General features: G+C 67.4%; 26 protein-coding genes and 1 tRNA gene. 9 read left to right on the top strand and 18 right to left on the bottom strand.

Annotation, left to right across the window (positions count from 1 at the left end):
• Window positions 1-76: 76 nt before the first annotated feature.
• The gene (locus ACW176_RS19415) at window positions 77-715 is read left to right on the top strand and encodes a CatB-related O-acetyltransferase (protein ID WP_492110298.1); all 639 of its coding nucleotides are present in this window, start codon (window positions 77-79) and stop codon (window positions 713-715) included.
• On the opposite strand, the gene ACW176_RS19420 is transcribed toward ACW176_RS19415, so the two are convergent.
• From ACW176_RS19420 to cobA, 5 genes are read right to left on the bottom strand one after another with little or no spacing between them, the layout of a single operon-like run.
• Window positions 712-1,467 carry a phosphoadenylyl-sulfate reductase gene (locus tag ACW176_RS19420; RefSeq protein ID WP_492110299.1) on the bottom strand — a complete coding sequence of 252 codons (756 nt, stop codon included), beginning with the start codon at window positions 1,465-1,467 and terminating at the stop codon, window positions 712-714. The genes ACW176_RS19415 and ACW176_RS19420 overlap by 4 nt on opposite strands.
• Window positions 1,467-1,973, bottom strand: coding sequence for a DUF934 domain-containing protein (locus tag ACW176_RS19425; RefSeq protein ID WP_419320827.1), 507 nt, complete (start codon window positions 1,971-1,973; stop codon window positions 1,467-1,469). The genes ACW176_RS19420 and ACW176_RS19425 overlap by 1 nt, the downstream gene beginning before the upstream one ends.
• Window positions 1,957-3,615, bottom strand: a complete 1,659-nt coding sequence (locus tag ACW176_RS19430) for a nitrite/sulfite reductase (protein ID WP_419320826.1) — start codon at window positions 3,613-3,615, stop codon at window positions 1,957-1,959. The genes ACW176_RS19425 and ACW176_RS19430 overlap by 17 nt, the downstream gene beginning before the upstream one ends.
• A gap of 3 nt (window positions 3,616-3,618) precedes the next feature.
• The gene (locus ACW176_RS19435) at window positions 3,619-3,981 is read right to left on the bottom strand and encodes a DUF2849 domain-containing protein (RefSeq protein ID WP_419320824.1); all 363 of its coding nucleotides are present in this window, start codon (window positions 3,979-3,981) and stop codon (window positions 3,619-3,621) included.
• Window positions 3,978-4,823 carry a uroporphyrinogen-III C-methyltransferase gene (cobA, locus tag ACW176_RS19440; protein WP_419320822.1) on the bottom strand — a complete coding sequence of 282 codons (846 nt, stop codon included), beginning with the start codon at window positions 4,821-4,823 and terminating at the stop codon, window positions 3,978-3,980. Before cobA ends, ACW176_RS19435 begins: the two co-directional genes overlap by 4 nt.
• Before the next feature lie 232 nt (window positions 4,824-5,055).
• On the opposite strand from cobA, the gene gcvA reads away from it, so the two are divergent.
• A complete protein-coding gene (gcvA, locus tag ACW176_RS19445) occupies window positions 5,056-6,012 on the top strand; it encodes a transcriptional regulator GcvA (RefSeq protein ID WP_419320821.1) in 957 nt (318 codons plus the stop codon).
• Between the two features lie 6 nt (window positions 6,013-6,018).
• The gene (locus ACW176_RS19450; RefSeq protein ID WP_419320819.1) at window positions 6,019-6,348 is read left to right on the top strand and encodes a chorismate mutase; all 330 of its coding nucleotides are present in this window, start codon (window positions 6,019-6,021) and stop codon (window positions 6,346-6,348) included.
• 25 nt (window positions 6,349-6,373) lie between these two features.
• Here the strand turns inward: ACW176_RS19450 and ACW176_RS19455 are convergent, their stop codons facing one another.
• Both ACW176_RS19455 and ACW176_RS19460 read right to left on the bottom strand, forming a co-directional pair.
• A complete protein-coding gene (locus ACW176_RS19455) occupies window positions 6,374-7,204 on the bottom strand; it encodes a TIGR00266 family protein (protein ID WP_492110300.1) in 831 nt (276 codons plus the stop codon).
• A gap of 89 nt (window positions 7,205-7,293) precedes the next feature.
• A complete protein-coding gene (locus ACW176_RS19460) occupies window positions 7,294-7,632 on the bottom strand; it encodes an Hpt domain-containing protein (RefSeq protein ID WP_419320814.1) in 339 nt (112 codons plus the stop codon).
• Window positions 7,633-7,713: 81 nt separating this feature from the next.
• Here ACW176_RS19460 and ACW176_RS19465 point away from each other — a divergent pair.
• Window positions 7,714-7,789: transfer RNA gene (locus tag ACW176_RS19465), tRNA-Lys, on the top strand.
• Window positions 7,790-7,977: 188 nt separating this feature from the next.
• On the opposite strand, the gene ACW176_RS19470 is transcribed toward ACW176_RS19465, so the two are convergent.
• The 11 genes from ACW176_RS19470 to ccoN all read right to left on the bottom strand — a co-directional run bounded on the left by ACW176_RS19470 (window position 7,978) and on the right by ccoN (window position 18,564).
• Window positions 7,978-8,736, bottom strand: a complete 759-nt coding sequence (locus ACW176_RS19470) for a helix-turn-helix domain-containing protein (RefSeq protein ID WP_492110301.1) — start codon at window positions 8,734-8,736, stop codon at window positions 7,978-7,980.
• A complete protein-coding gene (locus ACW176_RS19475; protein ID WP_492056884.1) occupies window positions 8,733-9,197 on the bottom strand; it encodes a hypothetical protein in 465 nt (154 codons plus the stop codon). The genes ACW176_RS19470 and ACW176_RS19475 overlap by 4 nt, the downstream gene beginning before the upstream one ends.
• Before the next feature lie 139 nt (window positions 9,198-9,336).
• Complete coding sequence (gene hemN / locus ACW176_RS19480; protein ID WP_492110302.1) at window positions 9,337-10,731, bottom strand: oxygen-independent coproporphyrinogen III oxidase; 1,395 nt, start codon at window positions 10,729-10,731, stop codon at window positions 9,337-9,339.
• Between the two features lie 64 nt (window positions 10,732-10,795).
• Entirely contained in the window at window positions 10,796-10,963 is a 168-nt protein-coding gene (ccoS, locus tag ACW176_RS19485; protein ID WP_419251975.1) for a cbb3-type cytochrome oxidase assembly protein CcoS, read from the bottom strand.
• A complete protein-coding gene (locus ACW176_RS19490; RefSeq protein WP_492110303.1) occupies window positions 10,960-13,140 on the bottom strand; it encodes a heavy metal translocating P-type ATPase in 2,181 nt (726 codons plus the stop codon). The genes ccoS and ACW176_RS19490 overlap by 4 nt, the downstream gene beginning before the upstream one ends.
• On the bottom strand, window positions 13,137-13,631 hold the full coding sequence (locus tag ACW176_RS19495) for a FixH family protein (protein ID WP_492110304.1): 495 nt from the start codon (window positions 13,629-13,631) through the stop codon (window positions 13,137-13,139). The genes ACW176_RS19490 and ACW176_RS19495 overlap by 4 nt, the downstream gene beginning before the upstream one ends.
• Window positions 13,628-15,124, bottom strand: a complete 1,497-nt coding sequence (gene ccoG / locus ACW176_RS19500) for a cytochrome c oxidase accessory protein CcoG (protein WP_492110305.1) — start codon at window positions 15,122-15,124, stop codon at window positions 13,628-13,630. The genes ACW176_RS19495 and ccoG overlap by 4 nt, the downstream gene beginning before the upstream one ends.
• Before the next feature lie 5 nt (window positions 15,125-15,129).
• On the bottom strand, window positions 15,130-15,999 hold the full coding sequence (gene ccoP / locus ACW176_RS19505) for a cytochrome-c oxidase, cbb3-type subunit III (RefSeq protein ID WP_419320801.1): 870 nt from the start codon (window positions 15,997-15,999) through the stop codon (window positions 15,130-15,132).
• Window positions 15,999-16,166 (bottom strand): cbb3-type cytochrome c oxidase subunit 3, encoded by a 168-nt coding sequence (locus tag ACW176_RS19510; RefSeq protein WP_419251980.1) that lies wholly within the window; start codon window positions 16,164-16,166, stop codon window positions 15,999-16,001. The genes ccoP and ACW176_RS19510 overlap by 1 nt, the downstream gene beginning before the upstream one ends.
• Window positions 16,163-16,906, bottom strand: a complete 744-nt coding sequence (gene ccoO, locus ACW176_RS19515; protein WP_419320799.1) for a cytochrome-c oxidase, cbb3-type subunit II — start codon at window positions 16,904-16,906, stop codon at window positions 16,163-16,165. Before ccoO ends, ACW176_RS19510 begins: the two co-directional genes overlap by 4 nt.
• Window positions 16,907-16,914: 8 nt before the next feature.
• A complete protein-coding gene (gene ccoN, locus ACW176_RS19520) occupies window positions 16,915-18,564 on the bottom strand; it encodes a cytochrome-c oxidase, cbb3-type subunit I (protein WP_492110306.1) in 1,650 nt (549 codons plus the stop codon).
• A gap of 121 nt (window positions 18,565-18,685) precedes the next feature.
• On the opposite strand from ccoN, the gene ACW176_RS19525 reads away from it, so the two are divergent.
• The 5 genes from ACW176_RS19525 (at window position 18,686) to ACW176_RS19545 (ending at window position 22,666) form a co-directional block, all read left to right on the top strand.
• Window positions 18,686-18,955 carry a hypothetical protein gene (locus ACW176_RS19525; RefSeq protein ID WP_492110307.1) on the top strand — a complete coding sequence of 90 codons (270 nt, stop codon included), beginning with the start codon at window positions 18,686-18,688 and terminating at the stop codon, window positions 18,953-18,955.
• Window positions 18,956-19,481: 526 nt separating this feature from the next.
• The gene (locus tag ACW176_RS19530) at window positions 19,482-20,075 is read left to right on the top strand and encodes a response regulator (protein WP_492110308.1); all 594 of its coding nucleotides are present in this window, start codon (window positions 19,482-19,484) and stop codon (window positions 20,073-20,075) included.
• Window positions 20,076-20,095: 20 nt separating this feature from the next.
• Entirely contained in the window at window positions 20,096-20,542 is a 447-nt protein-coding gene (locus ACW176_RS19535) for a bifunctional DNA primase/polymerase (RefSeq protein WP_419320793.1), read from the top strand.
• Window positions 20,543-20,666: 124 nt separating this feature from the next.
• Window positions 20,667-21,848: an acyl-CoA dehydrogenase family protein gene (locus tag ACW176_RS19540; RefSeq protein WP_492110309.1), complete on the top strand. Its 1,182-nt coding sequence runs from the start codon at window positions 20,667-20,669 to the stop codon at window positions 21,846-21,848.
• A complete protein-coding gene (locus tag ACW176_RS19545; protein ID WP_492110310.1) occupies window positions 21,848-22,666 on the top strand; it encodes an HTD2 family dehydratase in 819 nt (272 codons plus the stop codon). The genes ACW176_RS19540 and ACW176_RS19545 overlap by 1 nt, the downstream gene beginning before the upstream one ends.
• Window positions 22,667-22,677 lie beyond the last annotated feature (11 nt).

Below are 22,677 nucleotides of genomic sequence, written 5' to 3' on the forward strand. Positions count from 1 at the left end.
GCGATAGCCTTCAACGGCAAACACACCCAAAATCCGTCAGACCCCTAGCCCTTAGCTCCTGCCAGAGTCGCCACGCATGTCTGCCGGTCCAGATCCGTCCGCCCGCTTCCCGATCCCCGCCGCCCCAACGATGGTCTTTCTCAAGCCCGTCGTCAGCCATCCGCAGATCGAAGTCGGCGAATTCACCTACTATCATGACGACGAGGACCCGCTGGGGTTCGAGAAAAACGTCCTCTACGCCTTCCCGTTCATCGGAGACCGGCTGGTGATCGGCAAGTTCTGCGCGATCGCCTCGGGCGCGACCTTCATGTTGAACGGGGGCAATCACCACACCGAGACTCTTTCGAGCTTTCCATTCGGCATCTTCGGTGAGGGCTGGGAGGCCGCCCTGCCGGATCACTGGCCAAACAAGGGCGACCTTGTTGTCGGCCACGATGTCTGGATCGGCCAGGGCGCGGTGCTGACGCCGGGGGTCAAGATTGGGTCCGGCGCGGTCATCGCCGCCCGTTCGGTCGTGACCGCCGACGTGCCGCCCTACGCGATCGTCGGCGGCAATCCCGCCAGGGTGATCCGCATGCGGCGCTCAGCCGAGGAGATAGAACGCCTGTTGGCCCTGGCGTGGTGGGATTGGCCGGTCGAGAAGATCACCCGCCTGGCGCCGCTGATCGCTGCTGGCGACCTTGCGGCTTTGGAGGCCGCAGCCTCCGAGGCCTAAATGTCCCCGCCGACGTTCGGCGCAGCGCCGGGCGCGCGGGCGACGTGAATGCCGCATTCGGTCTTGTCCTGACCGGCCCAGCGGCCGGCGCGGACGTCCTGGCCGTCTTCGGCCGGCTTGGTGCAGGGCCAGCAACCCACCGACGGGAAACCCTGGGCCACCAGCGGGTGAGCCGGCAGTTGGTATTCAGCAATATAGGCGTCGAGTTCGGCCTTGGACCAGTTGGCCAGCGGGTTGAACTTGATCTTGCCCTCGGACTCCTCGACCACCGCCAGCCGCAGACGGTCAGCGCCGTGGAAGCGCTTGCGGCCGGTGATCCAGCCCTCGAAGCCGGAGAGGGCGCGGTCCAGCGGCAGCACCTTGCGGATATGGCAGCAGCCGTCGATATCGGTGCGCCACAGGTCGGACTTGGGATCGTTGACCGCGAGGTCAGCGAAGGCCGGGCGCAGGTCGCGCACGTCGGTCAGGGCCAGCTGGGCAGCCAACTGCTTGCGGTAGTCGAGCGTCTGGCCAAACAGCATGCCGGTATCGAGGAACAGCACCGGGATACTGGGCGCGACCTGCGAGACCAGGTGCAGCAGCACCGCCGATTCCGCCCCGAAGGACGACACCAGGGCCAGCCTGTCGCCGAAGGTCTCGTAAGCCTTGCGCAGGATGGTCAACGGATGGGCGTCGCGCAGTTCGGCGTCCAGCCGGGCCGCCAAGCTGCCCGGACCAGACAGGGACGTGGCGTCCGTCTGGTCATACGCCATCACGCCCCTCGCTCTTCGAAGGCGACCGCACGATCATCGGCGGCGCGCTGATAGACGTGGCGGAACCGGCTGGCGGCCTTGGTCCAGGCCTCGGGGCTCGCGCCGTCGGCCGGCTCGAAGGCGTCCATGCCGCAGCGGACCATGAAGCCGGCCTGTTCCTGCAGAACGTCGCCGACCGCCCTCACCTCGCCCGCATAGTTCAGGCGCTCGCGCAGCAGGCGGGCCGAGGTATAGGCGCGGCCGTCGCGGAACTTCGGGAAGGCCACGGCCACCACCGCCAGACGCGGCAGGTCATAGGCCAAGGCCTCGACCTCCTCGTTGGACTCGATGCGCACCCCGACCTTGCGGCTGTTGGACGACAGCAGCGCGTCGCCCTCGGCCTGGAAGCGGGTCAGGGACAGGATCACGTCGCCGGTTTCCGGGATCGCGTCCTCGTCGGTGACATTGACGAAGCTGTCGTCGGCAAAGGCGGCGACGCCGCCCGTCAGCTTAATCAGCCTGGGCATAGACAGCCTCCTTGAAGGGCTCGAGGCCGACGCGGCGATAGGTGTCGAGGAAGCGTTCCTCGCCCGTGCGGATGCCCAGATAGGCCTCGACCAGGGTGTCGATGGCGCCCGCGACGCGATCGGCGGGGAGCGCCGGGCCGAGGATCTTGCCGATCGAGGCGTCTTCCGCCCCCGACCCGCCCAGCGACAGCTGGTAAAATTCCTCGCCCTTCTTGTCGACGCCCAGGATGCCGATGTGGGCCACATGGTGGTGGCCGCAGGCATTGATGCAGCCGCTGATCTTGATCTTCAGCTCGCCGACCTTTTCGGCGTGGTCCTCGTTGGCGAACTTGGCGGCGATGTCCTGGGCCACCCCGATGGCGCGGGCATTGGCCAGGGCGCAGTAGTCCAGGCCCGGGCAGGCGATGATATCGCTGGCCAGGTCGATATTGGCCGTCGCCAGGCCCGCCGAAGCCAGGGCCGCGTGGACGGCCGGAACATCGTCCAGCTTCACGTGGGGCAGCACCATGTTCTGGGCGTGAGTCACCCGCACATCGTTGAGGCTGTACTGCTCGGCAAGATCGGCGATCAGGTCCAGCTGATCGGCCGTAGCGTCGCCCGGCGTCTGGCCTTGCGCCTTCAGCGAGATCTCGACGATGGCGTAGCCGGGCTTCTTGTGCGGCTTGATGTTGTTGCGCGCGAAGCGTTGCAGGGCCGGGCTGGCGGCGCGAGCGGCCTCGAAGGCGTCCGACACGGCCGGCAGGGTCTCGAACGGCGTCTGGGCAAAGGCGCCGCGGATGCGGGCCAGCTCGAGGTCGGGCAGATCGGCGCGCGTGGCGTCGATCTTGGCCCACTCTTCTTCCACCTGACGGCCGAACTCTTCGGCGCCCAGGGCGGCGACCAGGATCTTGATGCGCGCCTTGTAGATATTGTCGCGGCGGCCGTGGCGGTTATAGACCCGCAGCACCGCTTCCAGATAGCTGAGCAGGCGGCCGACCGGCAGGTGCTCCTTGATGGTCGGGCCGACATAGGGCGTGCGCCCCTGGCCGCCGCCGACGATCACCTCGAAGCCGAGCGAACCGTCGCGCGCCCGGCGCAGCATCAGGCCGATATCGTGCACCTTGGCGGCCGTGCGGTCCTTGAGCGCGCCGGTGATGGCGATCTTGAACTTGCGCGGCAGATAGCTGAACTCGGGGTGCAGGGTCGACCACTGGCGGATCACCTCGGCCCAAACGCGCGGGTCGTCGATCTCCTCGGCCGTAGCGCCGGCATAGGGGTCGGAAGTGGTGTTGCGGATGCAGTTGCCGCTGGTCTGGATGGCATGCAGATCCACCTGTGCCAGGGCGTCGAGGATGTCGGGCGCGTCCTTCAGCTTCACCCAGTTGAACTGGATGTTCTGACGCGTGGTCATGTGGCCGTAGCCTTTGTCGTAGGTCCGGGCGATCCAGGCCAGGCGACGGGTCTGCGCAGCGTTCAGCGAGCCATACGGAATGGCCACCCGCAGCATATAGGCGTGCAGTTGCAGATAGAGGCCGTTCATCAGCCGCAGCGGCTTGAACTGGTCCTCGGTCATTTCGCCGGCCAGACGGCGCTGCACCTGACCCCGGAACTCATTGGAACGGTCGACCAGGAATTCGCGGTCGATGATGTCGTACTGGTACATCGCTTACTTCCTGCGGATCAGGTCGACACGGCCGGTCGAGCGCGCCGCGCCCGCCGCGTGGCGCAGGGCGTCGATGGACTCGCCGCCGTCCGCCTGCTTGCCGTGTGTCAGTTCATTGGTGGGGCCAAGCGCCCGGATGCGTTCGCGATAGCTGACCGGGGCCCAGTGGCCCTCGGACGGCGTCAGGTCGATCGGATAGACATCGACCACCACGGTGGGCTGGCCCTTGCCCGTGGCGACGGCGGCCTCGACGGCATCGTCATCATTGTCGAACAGCTGGGCGTCGCCGAAGGCGTCGACCCACTGGCCGGACTTCCAGAACACGACCTCGCCGTCGAGCAGGCGGTTGGCGGTGATGGCTTTCATGAGCGTGAGCTCCGCTCGAACAGGGAAACGGGAAGGACCAGATCGACGGTCGCAGGGGCGACCTCGGCCATCGCCATGGCCTCGCCGACCATCAGCAGCGCGGGCCCTTTCAGGCCCTCGGCAGCGATGGCCAGACCGGCCAGGGTGGTCAGGATGCGGCGCTCGTCAGCGCGGCTGGCGTTCTCGACGATCAGGGCGGGGGTCGAGGCGGCGCGACCGGCATCGATCAGCCGACCGGCGATCAGGCCGGCGGTCGAGACGCCCATATAGACAACGACGGTCTGGTTGGGACGAGCCAGCGAGGCCCAGTCCAGGTCAGGTTCACCGTGAGCGGCGTGGCCGGTGACGAAGGTGACGGCCTGGGCCGAGCCGCGATGGGTCAGGGGCGCGCCGGCCCCCGCGCTGGCGGCCAGGGCGGCAGTGATCCCCGGGACCACATGACAGACGACGCCCGCCTCCCGGCAGGCGGTCAGCTCCTCGCCGCCGCGCCCGAACAGGAAGGGATCGCCACCCTTCAGGCGCACCACGGTCAGGCCGTCCAGCGCCAGGGCGACCAGCAACTGGTTGATGTCGTCCTGCGGCAGGGTATGGCGCGACTTGCGCTTGGCGACGTTGATCCGCTGGGTGCTGGCCGGGGCCAGATCGAGGATCTCGTCGGAGACCAGCCCGTCATGCACGATGACGTCGGCGGCCTGCAGCGCCTTCAGCGCCTTGATCGTCAGCAGGTCCGGATCACCGGGCCCCGCCCCGACCAGATGCACCACGCCGGGCGCGCGCGAGGCTTCGCCCCCGCCGAGAACGACGAGGCCGGACTTGCGATTACGGACCGGAAGCCGGGACATGGGTATCAGAACCTCTATCAACGCAGTCGGGATAAACCGATAGAATGCAAGACGGGGCCGTCCCTAGGGACGGCCCCTCTCTGTGCTTCAAGGAAAGACGGGGCGGACCTTGCGGACCGCCCCGGCGCGCCAGCCGGTGAAAAGGGCCATTCCACCAGCGAGCCCTTGCAAACTGGTCGCGGGCGGTCCAATTCGCAAACAAGGACTTCTGCCGAGGCGTTCAGTAAAACTCATGGAAAGACAGAACGAGCGCCGTCGCTTGCCGCCGCTGAACGCCCTCCGCGCGTTCGAGGCCGCTGCGCGCCATCTGAACTTCAGCCGCGCCGCTGACGAGCTGTCAGTGACCCCCGGGGCCGTCAGCCAGCAGATCCAGAACCTGGAAGACTATGTCGGCGCGGCCCTGTTCAAGCGCACGCCCAAGGGCCTGCTGCTGACCGACGCGGCCCAGACCGCCCTGCCCGCCCTGCGCGAAGCTTTCGACCGCCTGGCCGAGGCCGCCTCGCTTCTGACCGCCGCCGTCGACGGCCGCCGCCTGACCCTGACCGCCGCCCCGTCCTTCGCCGCCAAGTGGCTGGTGCCGCGCCTGGGCAAGTTCGAGCAGGCCCAGCCCCAGGTCGATGTCTGGCTGTCGGCCGGCATGGAAGTGGTCGATTTCGCGGCCGGCGAGGTCGACCTGGCGATTCGCTACGGCTCGGGCCGCTATCCCGGCCTTGAAGTCATCCGCCTGCTCAGCGAGACCGTGGTGCCGGTCGTCAGCCCCGCCCTGCTGGCCGAAAATCCGCTGTCCGCGCCCGAGGATCTCTCACACCACATCCTGCTGCACGACGGCTCGCCCGACGCCGACGACAGCTGCCCCGACTGGGCCATGTGGCTGGCGGCGCGCGGCCTGCGCAGCATCGACGGCTCGCGCGGCCCGCGCTTCAACCAGTCCAGCATGGTCATCGAAGCCGCCGCCAACGGCCGCGGCGTGGCCCTGGCCAAGCGCACCCTGGCCCAGGCCGATCTCGACGCCGGACGCCTGGTGATCCCCTTCGAGATGGCCACGGCCGTCGACTTTGCCTATTACGTCGTCCATCCCAAGGCCAAGGGACGACTGCCTCAGGTGAAGGCCTTCGTCACCTGGCTCAAGGACGAGGCCGCCGCGCACGAGGCGGCCCTTCTCACGATGGACAACGGCGCGGGTATCTAGGGCTACATGGTCAAGACGAACATCGAGGTCGGCGAACGACAGGTTCCCGACGACTGCCAGACCATGCTTGACGTGCGTCAGGGCGTCGACGCCCTGGATCGCGCCCTGGTGGCGCTGCTGACCGAGCGTCAGGGCTACATGGCCGCCGCCGCCCGCATCAAGGCCGACCGCTCCAAGGTCTTCGACCGCGCGCGGATCGAGGACGTGGTGACCAAGGTCAAGGCCGCCGCCCGCGAGACCGGCCTGTCGGAATCGATCGCCGAGCCGGTGTGGCGCACCCTGATCGACCGCTGCATCGCTTATGAGTACGACAGCTGGGACAAGACCAAGGGCTGAGGCGCGAACCTCAGCCCCGCTGATCCTATCGATTGCCGCCGATCAGGTCGCCCAGGCCGCCCAGCAGCGAGCCCTCGCCCTGGTTGCCGCCCTGCCCGCTCGCCGCCTGCATCATCCGGCCGGCCAGGCGTGAGAACGGCAGCGACTGGATCCAGACCTTTCCCGGGCCGCGCAGGCGCGCGAAGAACAGACCCTCGCCGCCGAACAGCACGCTCTTGACCCCGCCGGCCATCACCAGGTCGAAGTCGACACCGGGGGTGTAGGCGGCCAGGCAGCCCGTATCGACATGCAGTTCCTCGCCGGGGGCCAGTTCGCGCTCGACCAGCGTGCCGCCCATCTGGACGAAGACCCAGCCGTCGCCTTCCAGCTTCTGCATGATGAAGCCTTCACCGCCGAACAGGCCGGTCATCATCCGCTTCTGGAAGTGGATGCCGATCGACACGCCGCGCGCGGCGGCCAGGAAGCTGTCCTTCTGGCAGATCAGGGTTCCGCCCAGTTGCCCCAGGTTCAGCGGCAGGATTGACCCTGGCGTCGGCGATGCGAAAGCGACGCGCGCCTTGCCCTGGCCCGTATGGGTGAAGACGGTCGTGAACAGGCTCTCGCCGGTGATCAGCCGCTTGCCGGCGCCCAGCAGCTTGCCCATGAAGCCGCCGCCCTGGTCGCCCGCACCGTCGCCGAACACGGTGGTCATCTCGATGCTAGCGTCTTTCCAGACAAAGGCGCCGGCTTCGGCGACGGCGCTCTCGCCCGGATCCAGCTCGATCTCGACGAACTGGAGCTCCTGCCCCTTGATGTCGAAGTCGATATCGTCGGCGACATTGTCGTTGCGCTGGTGATGCCAGGGGCTGGGGGGCATGGGAGGGGCTCCGTTGCGTGACGCTCCAGCTTAGCCGGGCGACGCGCGGGCCTCCAATTACACATCCTTTATTTGACCGCCCCCGCCGATCAGCCCTTCAGCGACTTCAGCATCTGCTCATGGGCATAGGCGGCGACGTCCATGAGCGCCGCGTCCAGGGCCGTCTTGACGCCCTCCAGGCTATCCTGCCCCGCCTCGCAGCGTTCACAGACATCGCCCAGCGAAAACGCCCCCACGCCCCGCGCTGCGCCCTTGACGGTGTGGACCGCATCGCGCCAGCCGGCATGGGTCGGATCAAGCATGGGGGTCCACATGGCGGCCTGTTCTCGGAACAGGGCCAGCACCTCGTCGACCACTCCGGAATCGCCTGCGGCGAACCCTTCCAGATAGGCGAAATCGACCGCGCCGCTGATGTCTCGTCTGGCCAAAAAATAGTCCCTTGCGTTCCAGGAATCTTTGCGTATGTTCCGCGCCTCGCCGCCGGGGCAGTCAAGTGCTTCGGACCGGGCGGGCGCATAGCTCAGTTGGTAGAGCAGCTGACTCTTAATCAGCGGGTCGTAGGTTCGAATCCTACTGCGCCCACCATTTTCCGCTTAAATTTCGATGACTTGGAATTTCCCCTCGGGGGAAACGCTGGCGTCCGCGCGGTTGCGAACCGCGCCTCGAACGGCAAACTTTTCAAACCGACCTCCGCTGGCGGCCCGCTGGCGCCCTGCAAGGGCCCCGGGTACGCCGCTCCGGCGGAAAAGACCATACGCGCGCCGTGTCCGTCCTCAGGACTCCGACGCCCCGCCCGCGCCCAGCCAGCCCACAGCGTCGCGCAGCCTCTGGCGATCAGCGATCCGCACAGCTGCGCCCTGCACCGTGACGCCGTGAGCCGCGAGCGCGACCAGGGTTCGCGACAGGTTTTCCGGTGTCATCCCCAGCAGCGACGCCAGCAGATGCTTGGAATGAGGCAGCCGCACCTCGGTCTCGTCATCCCCTACGGACGGCAGCGACAGGAGATAGTCCGCAAGGCGTTGCTGGGCGCACCTCAGGCGCTGGGCGGCGGCGGTCGCGACCATGTCCTGATAGGCCCCGGCCAGCGCCAAAGCTGCATTGGCCGCCAGGCGCGCGTCTCGCGCGACCATCTTCAGGAACAGCGCCCGGGGCAGGAACATCACCATGCAACGCTCGGCCGCCCGCCACGACACCAGGGGGCTGGACTGCGCCATCACGCAGGCCAGGTTCAGCGTCTGGGGCGCGGAGACCACCGCCAGCACCGCGCGACGACCATCTTCATCGATACTGAGGGCCGCCGCCCCCCTGCACAGCACGATCAGCGCGTCGCCCGCGCCCCCGTCGATGATCGCCTCGCCCTTGTCGAACGCGCGCATGGCGGCGGCCGCGAGCAGGGCCGCGCGGTCAGCCGGAGCCAGATCGGCGAAGAGGAGCAGCCCGGCGAAGGCGTCGGCCCGCGCCGGGGCCGGGGCCGGGACTGCGGGGCCTGCCCTCCGCCGCCCGACGACGAGACTTTCGGCCTGGACCGTCATGCGCGTTTCCCCGGCATGACCCCCTCGACGGCCGGGCGCTGCAAGCCCCCGGCCAGGCGCTGAACATTGATGCTGTTCACGGCCAGCGCCTCGCGCAGGGCCTCGCAGCCCAGGCTCGAGAAACGGACCATCACGCCGCCGTTGGCCGTGCGGTCAACCAGACCCTCATGCTCGAGGCGCAGGACCTGGCGCCGCGTAGTCTCAACCGACATGCTCAGGGACCGCGCGATGGACGACAGGCTGACAGGCCGGCGCTGGTCGTCGTCGGTCAGCTGGGTCTGGCACGGGTCCTGGCCGTTGCGCAGATGCTGGGACGAGGCCTGAAGCGCGGTCAGATAGATCAGCCCCCGTGAAACGTCGCCACCGAACAACCGGCCCAGGATCGCGACCGAGCGCAGCAGATAGTCCGCGCCCAGATCGAGATGGCGCCGCTCGAGCGGCGAAGTAGATGGGGTTGGCATCGACAGTCTCCCTGCCGCAAGCTTGCCCTGTCCGGGCCCGCGCAAATTGATCGGCGTCAAGCGCCGCCGCGACAGATGGCTCGGCCACCCAGTCCGGGGCGGCCGGCCGGCTGCGTGGGGGCAGACCCGGGCCGGTCGCCTAGATGACCTTGGAGAATCCCGCGCCCTTGGCCGACCGGCGATCGAACATCTGAGCCACGAGGCGCACATAGGCGCGGCCGTGCGGGGTCACCTCGACGACACCGTCGCGGACCACGGCCAGGCCGTCCTGGACGAGCCCCTGCATGGCGACCAGATCATCAGCAAACACTGACGCCTCCACCCCGTGCCGCTGGGCGACCTGGCCAAGATCGACGCTGAAGTCGCACATCAGGCGCTCGATGACGTCGCCGCGCAGCCGGTCATCTTCGGTCAGCACCAGGCCGCGGGCCACCGGCAGACGGCCCTCCGTAATCGCGGTGCGCCACGCGACCTCGGGCGGCAGGTTCTGGACAAAGCCCTGCGGGAGACGGCCGATCGACGAGGCCCCAAAGCCCAGCAGGGTGGGACAGGAATCGGTCGTATAGCCCTGGAAATTGCGGCGCAGCACGCCGTCAGCCTTGCTGATGGCCAGGGTATCGTCCGGAAGGGCGAAGTGGTCGATGCCAATGGCGACATAGCCTTCGCCGACCAGCCGCTCGGCCGCCGACTGGCTTTGCTCAAGCCGGGCCTCGGAACCGGGAAGCTCATGCTCGGGCAGCAGGCGCTGATGGGGCTTGGCCCACGGAACGTGCGCATAGCCGAACAGGGCGATGCGCTCGGGCCGCAGGGTCAGAACGGCGTCCAGGGTCGAGCGCACATCCGCCGTGGTCTGGCGCGGCAGGCCGTACATCAGGTCCAGGTTGATCGAGCCGACGCCGGCGGCGCGCAGCCAACCAACCGCCCGCGCCACGGTCTCGAAGGGCTCGATGCGGTTGACGGCGTCCTGGACGTGGGGGGCCAGATCCTGAACGCCCAGGCTGGCGCGTGTCAGGCCATGAAAGGTCGCCGCCCGAACCCAGCTTTCCGTCAGGGTGGCCGGGTCGAGTTCGGCCGAGATCTCGATCCCCGGCGCGAAGCGGAACACGTGCCTGAGGGCGCCAAACAGCCGGACCAGATCGTCGCGCGACAGCATGTTGGGTGTGCCGCCGCCCAGATGCAGCGCGCCTGCGGTCAGCCGCCCCGGCAGTCGTGCTTCCACCAGCGCCATCTCCGCGATCAGGTTCTCGACATAGTCGCTGATCAGGCTGGCCTTCTTGACCACGCGGGTATGGCATCCGCAGTACCAGCACAGTCGCGCGCAGAACGGCACGTGGACGTACAGCGACACCCGCTCGGCGGGGTTCAGGGCGCCCAGCCACTGGCCATAGACGTCGCTATCGACGGCGTCGGAGAACTGCAGGGCGGTCGGATAGCTGGTGTAGCGCGGGGCCCGGCTGTCGCGAACGTCGAACGCCGACGGGCGGCGCGCGACGAAGGGGTCGGCGGCGGCGTCTTTGGTCAGCGTGGCGGTCATGATCAGGGCTCCTTGCGTCGCCCGTGACTTTTCCACGCCGGTGGCCGACCGGCCGTGATCTGGATCAATCCCCGCGCGGTGGCGGCAGGTCTTCCAGATGGTCGTACAGGATCCGTTCGGCGTCGCCCTTGGGGTCGTCGTACTGCCCCGATCGCATCGTCCACAGAAAGGCCGCCAGGCCCAGGGCGCCCAGGGCGACCGATGCGGGGGCCAGGAACATCAGGATGGTCATTTGGGCATCCTGACCGTACTGGGCCGCAGGGCGTTGAGCAGGACGATGATCGACGAGCCCGACATGGCCAGCGCGGCGATGAACGGATTGAGCAGGCCGACGATGGCCGCCGGGGCCGCGACCAGATTGTACAGCGCCGAGAAGCCGAAGTTCTCCAGCGCCCGCCGACGCGCCGTGCGCGCCGTCGCGATGGAGTCGATCACCACCGACAGGGCCTGACCCGTGAACACCAGATCGGCCGCGCTCTGGGCCGCGTCGACCGCCGCCGACGGCGCCATCGAGGCGTGAGCCCGCGCCAGGGCGGCAGCGTCATTGAGGCCATCGCCGACCATCAGGACACGCCGGCCAGAGGCCTTTAGCGCGTCAATGGCCGCCGATTTCTCGAAGGGCGTCAGGCCCGCGCGCCATTCCGAGGCGTCCAGGCCCACGGCCCGGGCGACCCGCTCCACTGGTCCGGCCAGATCGCCGGACAGGATTTCAACCGTCAGGCCCATGGCCTTCAGACCGGCGATCGTCGCCGCCGCATCGGCGCGAGGCTGATCCTCGAACGCGAAACGGATCTTCACGTCACCCTCAAAGCCGAACCACAGCTCGGTCTCAAGCGCGCCCTGGCTTTGCAGTCCGACAAAGGCGGCGCGGCCCAGACGCGCACGGCGACCGTCGATCACCCCTTCGACGCCCTGACCGGGGGTCTCGACGCAGTCGTCGGCGACACCGCCGGGGCCGGCGGCCGCAGCCATGGCCCGCGCCAGCGGATGACGGGAGCCGCGCGCCAGAGGAGCGGCCATAGCGACCAGATGGGCCGGTGCATTGAGCAGCCGGGGCTGACCCTCTGTCAGCACGCCGGTCTTGTCGAACACCACGTGGTCGACCTCGGCCAGCCGCTCCAGCGCGGCTCCCGACTTGACCAGCACGCCCCGACGGAAGAGCCGGCTGCTGGCGGCGATCTGGACGGCGGGCACCGCCAGGCCCAGGGCGCAGGGACAGGTCACGATCAGCACGGCGGCGGCCCGCAGCAGCGCCTCGCGCGGACCCAGGCCCAGCGCCCAGCCGCCGACGAAAGTCAGGGCGGCCAGGGTGTGGACCACGGGCACATAGAGGGCGGCGGCCTTGTCGGCCAGACGCACATAGCGGGAGCGGCTTTGGGCGCCGGCCTCCATCAGGCGGCCGATCGCCGCCAGGGTGGAGTCCTCGCTGCGGGCTGTCGCCACCATGATCAGGCGGCCGCTGAGGTTCAGCGCGCCGGCGTGAACCCGGGCCCCGGCGGCGACGGAGACCAGGGCGGTCTCGCCGGTGATCAGCGCATTGTCGAGCTCGGAACCGCCGCTTTCGACGCGGCCATCGACGGGAATACGCTCGCCGGGCGCGACCACCAGACGGTCGCCGACCCGCACATCGGCGATCGGCACACCCTGCTCCAGCGGACCGGCCAGACGCACGGCGAACGGCGTCTGCAGCGCCAGAAGATCACGCGCCGCCGACCGCGCGGTGTTGCGCAGACGGTGATCCAGATAACGCCCGATCAGCAGCAGGAACAGCAGGGTCACCGCCGCGTCGAAATAGGCGTGCGGCCCGCCCAGGATCGTCTCGGAGAAGCTGACGATCAGCGTCAGGATCACGCCGATCGAGATCGGCACGTCCATATTGGCCTTGCCGCGCCGCAGCGACGCCCAGGCCGAGCGGAAGAACGGCCGTCCGGCGAACAGCGCGCACGGCGTGGCGACGATGGCGGCCATCCAGTACATCACCGTCAGGGTCGAGGCGTTCAGCTCCTGCCCGAACAGCCCCGCCCAGGCCGGGACGGTGAACATCATCACATTGCCCGCGCCGAAGCCGGCGACGCCCAGAGCCACGGCCAGCTCGCGGCCTTCGCGGTCCTGGGCGGCGGCGGCCTCGGTCGGATCGTATAGACAGGCGCGATAGCCCAGTCCCTCGACCACCTCGACCACGCGGTCAGGATTGGCCGACACGGCCCTGAGATCCACAGCCAGCTTGCCGGTCGTCAGGTTCAGGCGCGCGCCTTCCACGCCGGGCAAGGCGCCGACGGCCTTTTCGATCTTGCCGATGCAGGCGGCGCAGCGGGCGCCATCGACCAGCAGCTCCAGCCGTCCCTTCCCCGCAGCGTCGCGGCGGACGAAGGCCTCCAGATCGCGCGGAAGGGCCAGGGCCGGGGTCATGGGCTCACCAGCCGGCTTTCGATCTCGAACTGGTCCTGGGCGTTGCGGGCGGTGGCGCGCAGATCCCAGGCGCCGTCCAGCCGCGCAGCAGCGCGATACCAGCCATCACCCGTCGGTTTGAAGTTCAGGATCTGGCGTCCCACTTCCGTGGCGGGGCGATCCAGGGTCCCGGTCAGCGACAGGGTCGAGAGCGGCTGACCGGCCTTGTCGGTCATCCGCAAGGCCACGACGCCCGGCTCGGGGCGCTCGATCACGGCGGTCCAGCCCAGGGCCTCTTCGCGCTGGCGTTGGGCCAGGGTGCGGTTGAAGGCCAGCCCGGCCTCATAGGGGTTGGACGCCACCACGCCCGAGAAGCTGCGATAGGCCTTGATGATGAACAGGGTGTCCACGGCGATGATGACGGCAAAGAACAGCACCATCCCCGCCAGCACGTGCCAGCCGGTGATCGCGCCCTTGGCGGGGGTGACGGCAGAGGGTGCGGCCTGGGTCATTGCGGGTTCGCGGCTCCGGAAAGGAAGACGGTCTTGGCCTCGGTCTGGATGTCGCCCGAGCGGACGACAAAGCGGCCCGGAAGGCTGGACGGACGCTCGGCGTCGGGCGGCCCGGTGACGAACACCCGCACGGCCACGACCTCGTCGGCAGGGACATCGACACCCACGCTGGAGCCCAGCGGGCGTCCGGGCTGGCTGAGGCGCGCGCCCTCCAGACCGGCGAAGGCGATCTCGAAACGGCGGTCCTCGAAGGTGCGATTGGCGATCTTCAGGGTATAGCCGTCGCGCACCGCGCCATCGTGCATGCGCACATAGATCGGGTTGCGGTCGCGGATGACATGGACGTCGGCCTTGGGCCGATCAATCAACGCCCACAGCGTCAGGCCCGAAACCAGGGTCAGGGCCAGGGCGTAGTAGATCGTCCGGGGGCGGATCAGCTTGTAGGTCGCCTTCTGGCCGCAGGCGCGGGCGGCGACGGCCGAGTCGGTATCATAGGCGATCAGGCCGGTGGGACGACCCAGCCGTCCGAGAATGTCATCGCAGGCGTCGACGCAGAGGCCGCAGTTGATGCACTCCAGCTGGCTGCCGTCGCGGATGTCGATGCCCATGGGGCAGACGACGACGCACTGGTGACAGTCGATGCAGTCGCCACGACCTTCCCAGGACTGGCCCTTCTTGTGCGCTCCCCGCGGTTCGCCGCGGTCGCTCAGATAGGCCACCTGTAGCGAGTGCTCGTCCAGCATGGCGCCCTGGATCCGGGGCCAGGGGCACATGTAGGTGCAGACCTGCTCGCGCATCCAGCCGGCGAAGACATAGGTGGTCGCCGTCAGCAGGGCGCAGGAGACATAGGCGGTCATCGCCCCCTGCCCGATCCAGAAGGTGCGGATCAGGGTCGGCGCGTCATGGAAATAGAAGATCCAGGCCCCGCCGGTGCCAAAAGCGATGCCCAGCCAGGTCAGATGCTTGCCGGTCTTGCGCCAGACCTTGTCGAACGACAGGGGCTGGGCGTCCAGGCGCATGCGGGCGTTGCGGTCGCCCTCGAACAGGCGCTCGACCACGATATAGAGGTCGGTCCAGACCGTCTGCGGACAGGCATAGCCGCACCACAGCCGGCCAAACAGGGCCGTGACCAGGAACAGCGCCAGGGCCGAGATCACCAGCAGGCCGGTGAAGATATAGACTTCCTGCGGCCACAGCTGGATGTCGAAGAAGTAGAAGCGGCGGCCGGCGAAATCCACCAGCACCGCCTGTTGCGGCAGGTCCCCCGGCCGCGCCCAGCGGATCCAGGGCGTGATGTAGTAGATCGCCAGGGTGATGATCAGCAGCGCCCACTTGATCGTACGCCAGCGGCCATGGACCAGCTTGGGATAGATCGGCTCGCGCGGCTTGTAGAGGCCGCCCTTGGCGTCTCCCTTGCCCTTGGCCCGAGCGGCGGCCGAGACCGTCGCCCGGGTTTCAGACTTGGGACGGGTGTTGTCGATGAGGGTGGGCATGGGCCCTACTGACCACCCGCGTTGGCGTGAACATAGACTGTCAGGGCCTTGATGGTTTCCGGGCTCAGACGACCGCCCCAGGCGGGCATGACGCCCCCCTTGCCGGCGTAGATCTGCCCGCTGATGGCCGCGCGATCGGACCCATAGAGCCAATCGGCGTCCGTCAGGTTGGGGGCGCCGAGCGCCTGAATCCCGCGACCGTCCGCGCCGTGGCAGGCAACGCACTGAGTGACGTAAACGGGCGCGGCGCGAGCGACCGCAGCGGTGTCGGCGGGACGGCCAGACAGCTTGACCACATATTCGGTCATGTCGCTGATCACCGCGGGTGTCAGCAGTTCATCGCGACCGAAGGCGGGCATCTGTGACATGCGCGTCTGGGCGTGATCGGCGCGAACGCCAACTTGCAGGGTATGCTGGATATCCTGCAGCGTACCGCCCCAAAGCCAGACGTCGTCGCGCAGGTTGGGATAGCCCGTCCCGCCCGTGCCGCCGATTCCGTGGCAGGTGGCGCAGTTGTCGCCGAAGACGGACTGGCCGACCTGCTGGGCGTAAGCCTGCAGCTGGGGGTCCTTTTCGATCTGCTCAAGGCTGGCCTTGCGCATCATCGTCGCGCCGGCGCCGCGATGAACATCGAGGGCCGCGAGATCGCTGGTCACATTGACCCGATCGGACTGACCCAGCAGGCCCTTGGTGTAACCATGCAGGCCCGGCCAGGCGGGCATCAGGATCATGTAGACCACCGCGATCAGGATGCAGCCGTACCAGGTCCACAGCCACCAGCGCGGCAGGGGATTGTCGAGCTCGCGGATGCCATCCCACTCGTGCCCGGTGGTTTCGACGCCGGTGACGTCGTCGGTTTCGCGTTCGGACGCCATCAGAGCAGTTCCTCGTCATCCAGCGGCATGCGCGCGGCATGCTGGAATTCCGCCTTCTTGGAAGGCCACAGGGCGTAGGCGACGCCAGCCAGGAAGATCAGGCCGAAATAGATCAGCCCCGCCTGCTGGGAGAAGCGCGCCACGGTTTCGTAGGAGAGCCCGCTCATCGTTGGTTCTCCGGAGCCTGAGCCTTGTAGGATTTGAAATCGACCAGCGTGCCGAGCATCTGCAGATAGGCGATGGCGGCGTCCATTTCGGTGATCTTGTCGGGATTGCCGTCGAAGTCGCGATTGACCACCTTGGCGCCGTAACGCCCGCGCAGGCCCACCGCGTCGGTCGAGAAGGGGTCGGCCTGGGCCTCGAGATCCTTCTTGGCGTTGGCGATCGCGTCCTTGGTGTAGGGGACGCCGACCGTGTGCAGGGCCTTCATCTTGTCGGCGATGTCGCTGTAATCTAGCTCCTTCTCGGCCAGGAACTTATAGGGAGGCATGACCGATTCCGGCACGACCGACCGCGGATCGGTCATGTGGTCGCGGTGCCAGGAGTCGGAATACTTGCCGCCCACCCGGGCCAGATCGGGACCCGTACGCTTGGACCCCCACTGGAACGGGTGGTCGTACATGCTCTCGGCGGCGAGGCTGTAGTGACCGTAGCGCTCAACCTCGTCGCGCAGGGGGCGGATCATCTGCGAGTGGCAGAGATAGCAGCCCTCACGCACATAGATGTCGCGGCCGGCCAACTCGAGCGGGGTGTACGGACGCATGCCGTTCACCTTTTCGATCGTGCTTTGCAGCCAGAACAGCGGGGCGATTTCCACGAGGCCGCCGATCGAGACGACCACAAGGATGCCGACGACGAGCAGCAGAGAGTTCCGCTCGAACTTGGCGTGGTGTTTCCAGAGTGACATCAGGGACCTCAGGCGATCGCGGGAGCGAGGGCGGGCTGCATCTGTTCAGACGCGGCTTGGGACGGCATCCGGATCGTGCGCCAGATGTTGACGATCATGATCACGGCGCCGGCGAGGTACATCAGGCCGCCAACGGTGCGGATGACGTTCTCGACGTGCTTGGCGGAAACCGTCTCGATGAAGCTGTAGGCTAGGAACCCCTGGGGCGTGTATTCGCGCCACATCAGGCCTTCCATGATGCCCGACACCCACATCGCGGCGATGTAGAGCAGGATCCCGGTGGTCGCGATCCAGAAGTGCCACTCGATCAGCTTGTTCGAATACATGTCGGCCTTCTTCCAGAGCCACGGCACCAGGCAGTAGATGGCGCCGAAGCTGATGAAGCCGACCCAGCCCAGGGCGCCGGAGTGCACGTGGCCGATGGTCCAGTCGGTGTAGTGGGAGAGCGCGTTGACCGCGCGGATCGACATCACCGGACCTTCGAAGGTGCTCATGCCGTAGAAGGCGATCGAGACGACCATCATCCGGACCACGGGGTCGGTGCGCAGCTTGTCCCACGCCCCTGAAAGGGTCATCAGGCCGTTGATCATGCCGCCCCAGGACGGCATCCACAGCATGATCGAGAAGGTCATGCCCAAGGTCTGGGCCCACTGCGGCAGCGCGGTGTAGTGCAGGTGGTGCGGGCCGGCCCAGATGTAGATGAAGATCAGGGCCCAGAAGTGCACGATCGACAGGCGATAGCTGTATACCGGCCGCTGAACACGCTTGGGCACGAAGTAGTACATCATGGCCAGGAAGCCGGCGGTCAGGAAGAAGCCGACGGCGTTGTGCCCGTACCACCACTGGGTCAGGGCGTCCTGGACGCCCGAGAAGACGCCGTAGGACTTGTGGTTCAGCAGGCCGACGGGAACGCCGGCGTTGTTGACCAGGTGCAGCAGGGCGATGGTGACGATGAAGGCCAGGTAGAACCAGTTGGCCACATAGATATGCGGCTCCTTGCGCTTCCAGAGCGTGCCCAGGAAGACCAGCAGGTAGGCCACCCAGACGATGGTCAGCCAGATATCGACGTACCATTCGGGTTCGGCGTATTCCTTGCCCTGGGTCGCGCCCATCAGATAGCCGGTGGCGGCCATGACGATGAACAGCTGGTAGCCCCAGAACACGAACCACGGGGCGATGCCGCCGGCCAGCCGGGCCTTGCAGGTGCGCTGCACGACCCAGAACGACGTGGCGATCAGGGCGTTGCCGCCAAAGGCGAAGATCACCGCCGAGGTGTGCAGGGGTCGCAGGCGTCCGAAGTTCAGAAAACCGAACTCGGGGAAGTAGAAGATCCGCGGCCAGGACAGTTGGGCGGCAATCAGCACCCCGACCGTGAGGCCCGCCGCACACCAGAACATGGTGGCGATGACCCCGGCCTTGATCACATTGTCGCTATAGCGGTCTGGCTCGTCCCGCAGGCTGCCCGACGCCAGTCCGGCATTGAGCATGAAGGCCGTCAGAACTGCGGCAAGGGCAAAGGTTCCCACCTGCAGCTGAAAGATCGGATCGTGACTGAGCCCCACCCCCATGATGGCGAGAAAGGCGCCGACGATCGCGAAGGCGAGTAACACGGCCGACCCTGCGGGCGGGCCTGTATCAGGGAGAGACGGGGCGGACATTCGGACTCCGTTCAGCGAACTTGGCCCTGCCTCCCACGATTTGTTCCACCCCACTTTGATCCTTATCAAAGCGGCGCTTGGCGCTGTGAATGACCATGAGAGTCATCCTGCGGAGTTGCCGATGTCGTTCCCTACCGTCCACATCTGGGGCAAGCCCCAGACCGCTCTGGCCGTGGCGGCCCTGGTCAGTTGGGCCGTGGCCCTCTGGCAGGCGGCGCCGCGACTGATGGCGGGTCCGATCTGCAGCAGCGCCCAGGACATCTCGGTTCTGGCGGGTCACTGCCCAGCCTGCCCTGCCGCGCTTGTTGTCAGCCTGGCGCTTCTGACCAGCCTCGCCCTGCGCTGGCGCGACGCGCGCCGGATGTCGCCCGTGCAGGCGAGTCGGGCCTAATCGGCAGGATGAGCGAAATCGACGACACAGACCTGGTCGCGCTGCTGAAAACCTCATCGGGCTGGGCATAGACAGACATGGCCCCGGCGATCTTGCCGCGCGCGATCACGTCCTCATTTTCGAGCGCTCACAAAACGGCACGAAGGTCGCGGCGAACAGCTTGACCCGTTCCTCTGACATGAAGCTCACCTCGGGCAGCCGTTGGCCAGTTTAGCCCAAAGACTTCGCTCCAGGCACGAGACTCTGATCCGGCCGGACACCGCAGGATATCTGCTTGCTCGCGACGCAAATCGACGCGCCGCACGAACAAAACACAGCAAGATTCACATGGCGTTGATCTGACGATTTGTCACAGTTGACACATCGAGCGCTGCGGAAATTCCACATCCACTGAATTGCCGGCCTTTGGATTGTCATCCGTCGAAGCGAATACCCAAAATGAGACCGATGGTCGGCCGTTAACTGTAGTTCTCGGCAATGTCTTAAATCGAACCGCGCTTTGATCTTGGCAAGTTTGGGACACGCCATGCTGCCATCGACCCTGATCAACCTGGAAAAGGCTCGCGCGCTGATCGCCGACAGCAACAGCCAGGCGCAGGACATCCTCGCCTCTGTGCTGGCCGGGTTTGGCCTGCGCAATCTGGTTCGCGTCAACACCGGTCGCGAGGCTCAGGAAGAGTTACGCGCCCGTCCCGTCGACCTGATCTTCACCGACGCCCAGATCAAGGATGTGGACGGCTACGACCTCATCGCCTGGCTCAGGCGGCAGAGCAGCGAGACCCTGCGCCAGACGCCCGCGATCCTGGTTTCAGCCCATACGCCTCTGCGCGATGTGGTGCGCGCCCGCGATTGCGGCGCCAGTTTCATGGTGGCCAAGCCGCTTTCGCCGCAAGTGCTGCTGGAGCGCATTCTCTGGGTCGCCCGGTCGGACCGCGCCTTCATCGAATGCGATGTCTATGTGGGACCCGATCGCCGATGGCGGAACGCTGGCCCTCCCGTCGAACATCCGGACGGGCGCCGTCGCGACGACCAGGCGGCCGAGATTGGCCAGGCGTCGGACGACAACCTTAGCCAGACCGAACTGGACCAGTTGGTCAAACCGCAGAGGACAGCCGCGTGAGCGAAGTCAAACGAACCCGAATGAAACCTCGCCTGGCCGAGCTCATGAAGCAGCCCGGCGGTATCTATGCCGCCGAGGCCCTGGAGCGCGCCGAGCAGGCGCTCGAGACCATGCGCGAACCCTTGCTGGGCTCGATCGACGAGGCGCTCATCGAGCTTGAGCGCCTGTCCAACCCCTTCTCGGTTGAGGCCGTGCCCACCCTCTATCGGCTGTCCAGCGACATCATCAACTTCTCGCTGGCCGAAGAGATCAGCGGGGTCGAGCGCGCCGCGCGGTCACTATGCGAGTTGCTGGACGAAGCCTTGCCGAACGACCCGACCACCAGGGCCGGCGTCACGGTCCATGTCGCCAGCCTGAAACTCCTGCACCGCCGGGTGGACGCCGAGATCGACCAGCGCTCGATCCTGGAGGGCCTTGGACGTATTCTCGCCAAGGCTCGGGAGACCGCCAGGGCGCAGGCCGCCTGATTTAAGGCGCGCCTGCCCCTGCGGCGCCTGCCTCAAGCCTCTCGCGGTCTGGCGCAATGGCGCTAAGCTGGGACTCAAACGCGCGTTCGATCCGGACGCGCGTGGATTTGCCCAAGGCCGCACCATGAGCTCCCCTCCCGCCGCGACGGCGACCGACCCTCAACTGCTGCAGGCCCTGCGCGACACCGTCCGCGCCCTGTGTCGCGACTTTCCTGGCAGTTACTGGCGCGGCCTGGATCGCGAGAAGGCCTATCCCACCGATTTCGTCCAGGCGATGACCCGGGCGGGCCTGCTGGGCGTGCTGATCCCCGAGGAATATGGCGGCAGTGGCCTTGGCCTGACGGCGGCGGCGACCATCCTGGAGGAGGTCCACGCCAATGGCGGCAACGCCGCAGCCCTGCACGCCCAGATGTACACCATGGGCACGGTGTTGCGGCACGGATCCGCCCAGCAGAAGCAGACGTGGCTGCCGGCCGTGGCCGACGGCTCGATCCGGCTGCAGGCCTTCGGTGTCACAGAGCCCACCGCCGGAACCGACACCACCTCGATCAGCACCTCCGCCCGCCGCGAGGGCGACACCTATGTGGTCAACGGCCAGAAGGTCTGGACCAGTCGCGCTGAACATTCCGACCTGATGGTGCTGCTGGCCCGCACCACGCCCAAGGATCAGGTCCAGAAGAAGAGCGACGGCCTGTCGGTGTTCCTGGTCGACATGCGCGCGGCCAAGGGGAGCGGGCTGACGATCAAGCCGATCGCCACCATGCTGAACCACGCCACCACCGAGGTGTTCTTCGACAATCTGGTCATCCCCGCCGACAGCCTGATCGGCGAAGAGGGCAAGGGCTTCAAATACATCCTCGACGGCATGAACGCCGAGCGCATCCTGATCGCCGCCGAGTGCCTGGGCGACAGCGCCTGGCTGATCGGCAAGGCCCGCGACTACGCCAATGAGCGGCGGGTGTTCAACCGTCCGATCGGCCAGAACCAGGGCGTGCAGTTCCCGATCGCCCGCGCCTATGCCCAGGGTCACGCCGCGCGACTGACCGTCTATGACGCCTGCGCTCGCTATGAGGCCGGCCTGCCCTGCGGCGAGCACGCCAACATCGCCAAGCTGCTGGCCTCCGAGGCCAGTTGGGCCGCCGCCGACATGTGCCTGCAAACCCACGGCGGCTTCGGATTCGCCGAGGAATACGACGTCGAGCGCAAGTTCCGCGAGACCCGGCTGTACCAGGTGGCGCCGATCTCGACGAACATGATCCTGGCCTATGTCGGCGAGCATGTTCTGGGCCTGCCGAGGTCGTACTGATGGCCAACATCACCGACTGGATCGGCCGCGAGCGCCGCAGGATCGAGGTGCTGGCGCCGGGCGACCTGGCGCGCCTGGCCGCTGTGCTGGACCGACCCGAAGCGCCGCTGCAGGTCCCGCCGGCCTGGCACTGGGCCTGCGCTGTCGAGACGCCCCGCCAATCGCAGATCGGCCCCGACGGCCATCCTCTGCGCGGCGGGTTCATGCCCCCGATCGCAGCCCCGCGCCGGATGTTCGCGGCGGCCGACATGCGGTTCGCGGCGCCCCTCCTGGCCGGCGTCGAGACCGAGTGGGCCGAGCATATCGCCTCCATTTCCGAGAAGGCGGGCAAGACCGGTCCGCTGACCTTCGTCGAGGTCGAGCGGCGGATCTCTCAGGGCGGAGCGCTCTGCATCGCCGAGACCCAGACCATCGTCTATCGCCCCGCCCCGACGCCGGGCGAGCCTGCGCCCTCCCCCGTCGCCGCGCCCGACGACGCCGACTGGCGCGTGACCATCACGCCCGATGCGGCGATGCTGATGCGGTTCTCGGCGGCCACCTTCAACGCCCATCGCATCCACTATGACCGGGCCTATGCGGTGCAGGTCGAGGGCTATCCGGGGCTGGTCGTCCACGGACCGCTGATCGCGCTGAGCCTGCTGGAGGCCTTGCCTTCGGGGCGGGCTGTGACAAGCTTCTCGTTCAGAGCCGTGCGTCCGCTGTTCGACGGCGCGCCGTTCGAGGCCTGCGGCAAGCGCGTGGATGGCGGGGCCGAGCTTTGGGCGCGATCGGCCGACGGCTGGCTGGCGATGACGGCGCGGGTGGGGCTGGCTCCATAGCCATCCAAGGC

The organism is Caulobacter sp. FV1ye13L (assembly GCF_058681155.1).

Bases quoted from the DNA above. Each gene is read 5' to 3' on its own strand.
- cobA (WP_419320822.1), bottom strand. From the start codon at position 4,823: ATGTCCCGGCTTCCGGTCCGTAATCGCAAGTCCGGCCTCGTCGTTCTC.
- ACW176_RS19450 (WP_419320819.1), top strand. From the start codon at position 6,019: ATGGTCAAGACGAACATCGAGGTCGGCGAACGACAGGTTCCCGACGAC.
- ACW176_RS19510 (WP_419251980.1), bottom strand. From the start codon at position 16,166: ATGAGCGGGCTCTCCTACGAAACCGTGGCGCGCTTCTCCCAGCAGGCG.
- ACW176_RS19530 (WP_492110308.1), top strand. From the start codon at position 19,482: ATGCTGCCATCGACCCTGATCAACCTGGAAAAGGCTCGCGCGCTGATC.
- ACW176_RS19435 (WP_419320824.1), bottom strand. From the start codon at position 3,981: ATGAAAGCCATCACCGCCAACCGCCTGCTCGACGGCGAGGTCGTGTTC.
- ACW176_RS19525 (WP_492110307.1), top strand. From the start codon at position 18,686: ATGTCGTTCCCTACCGTCCACATCTGGGGCAAGCCCCAGACCGCTCTG.
- ACW176_RS19490 (WP_492110303.1), bottom strand. From the start codon at position 13,140: ATGACCCCGGCCCTGGCCCTTCCGCGCGATCTGGAGGCCTTCGTCCGC.
- ACW176_RS19495 (WP_492110304.1), bottom strand. From the start codon at position 13,631: ATGACCCAGGCCGCACCCTCTGCCGTCACCCCCGCCAAGGGCGCGATC.
- ACW176_RS19470 (WP_492110301.1), bottom strand. From the start codon at position 8,736: ATGACGGTCCAGGCCGAAAGTCTCGTCGTCGGGCGGCGGAGGGCAGGC.
- ACW176_RS19420 (WP_492110299.1), bottom strand. From the start codon at position 1,467: ATGGCGTATGACCAGACGGACGCCACGTCCCTGTCTGGTCCGGGCAGC.
- ACW176_RS19415 (WP_492110298.1), top strand. From the start codon at position 77: ATGTCTGCCGGTCCAGATCCGTCCGCCCGCTTCCCGATCCCCGCCGCC.
- ACW176_RS19545 (WP_492110310.1), top strand. From the start codon at position 21,848: ATGGCCAACATCACCGACTGGATCGGCCGCGAGCGCCGCAGGATCGAG.
- ACW176_RS19475 (WP_492056884.1), bottom strand. From the start codon at position 9,197: ATGCCAACCCCATCTACTTCGCCGCTCGAGCGGCGCCATCTCGATCTG.
- ACW176_RS19540 (WP_492110309.1), top strand. From the start codon at position 20,667: ATGAGCTCCCCTCCCGCCGCGACGGCGACCGACCCTCAACTGCTGCAG.
- ACW176_RS19425 (WP_419320827.1), bottom strand. From the start codon at position 1,973: ATGCCCAGGCTGATTAAGCTGACGGGCGGCGTCGCCGCCTTTGCCGAC.
- ACW176_RS19535 (WP_419320793.1), top strand. From the start codon at position 20,096: ATGAAACCTCGCCTGGCCGAGCTCATGAAGCAGCCCGGCGGTATCTAT.
- ccoN (WP_492110306.1), bottom strand. From the start codon at position 18,564: ATGTCCGCCCCGTCTCTCCCTGATACAGGCCCGCCCGCAGGGTCGGCC.
- ACW176_RS19430 (WP_419320826.1), bottom strand. From the start codon at position 3,615: ATGTACCAGTACGACATCATCGACCGCGAATTCCTGGTCGACCGTTCC.
- ccoG (WP_492110305.1), bottom strand. From the start codon at position 15,124: ATGCCCACCCTCATCGACAACACCCGTCCCAAGTCTGAAACCCGGGCG.
- ccoP (WP_419320801.1), bottom strand. From the start codon at position 15,999: ATGGCGTCCGAACGCGAAACCGACGACGTCACCGGCGTCGAAACCACC.
- ACW176_RS19455 (WP_492110300.1), bottom strand. From the start codon at position 7,204: ATGCCCCCCAGCCCCTGGCATCACCAGCGCAACGACAATGTCGCCGAC.
- ccoS (WP_419251975.1), bottom strand. From the start codon at position 10,963: ATGACCATCCTGATGTTCCTGGCCCCCGCATCGGTCGCCCTGGGCGCC.
- gcvA (WP_419320821.1), top strand. From the start codon at position 5,056: ATGGAAAGACAGAACGAGCGCCGTCGCTTGCCGCCGCTGAACGCCCTC.
- ccoO (WP_419320799.1), bottom strand. From the start codon at position 16,906: ATGTCACTCTGGAAACACCACGCCAAGTTCGAGCGGAACTCTCTGCTG.
- hemN (WP_492110302.1), bottom strand. From the start codon at position 10,731: ATGACCGCCACGCTGACCAAAGACGCCGCCGCCGACCCCTTCGTCGCG.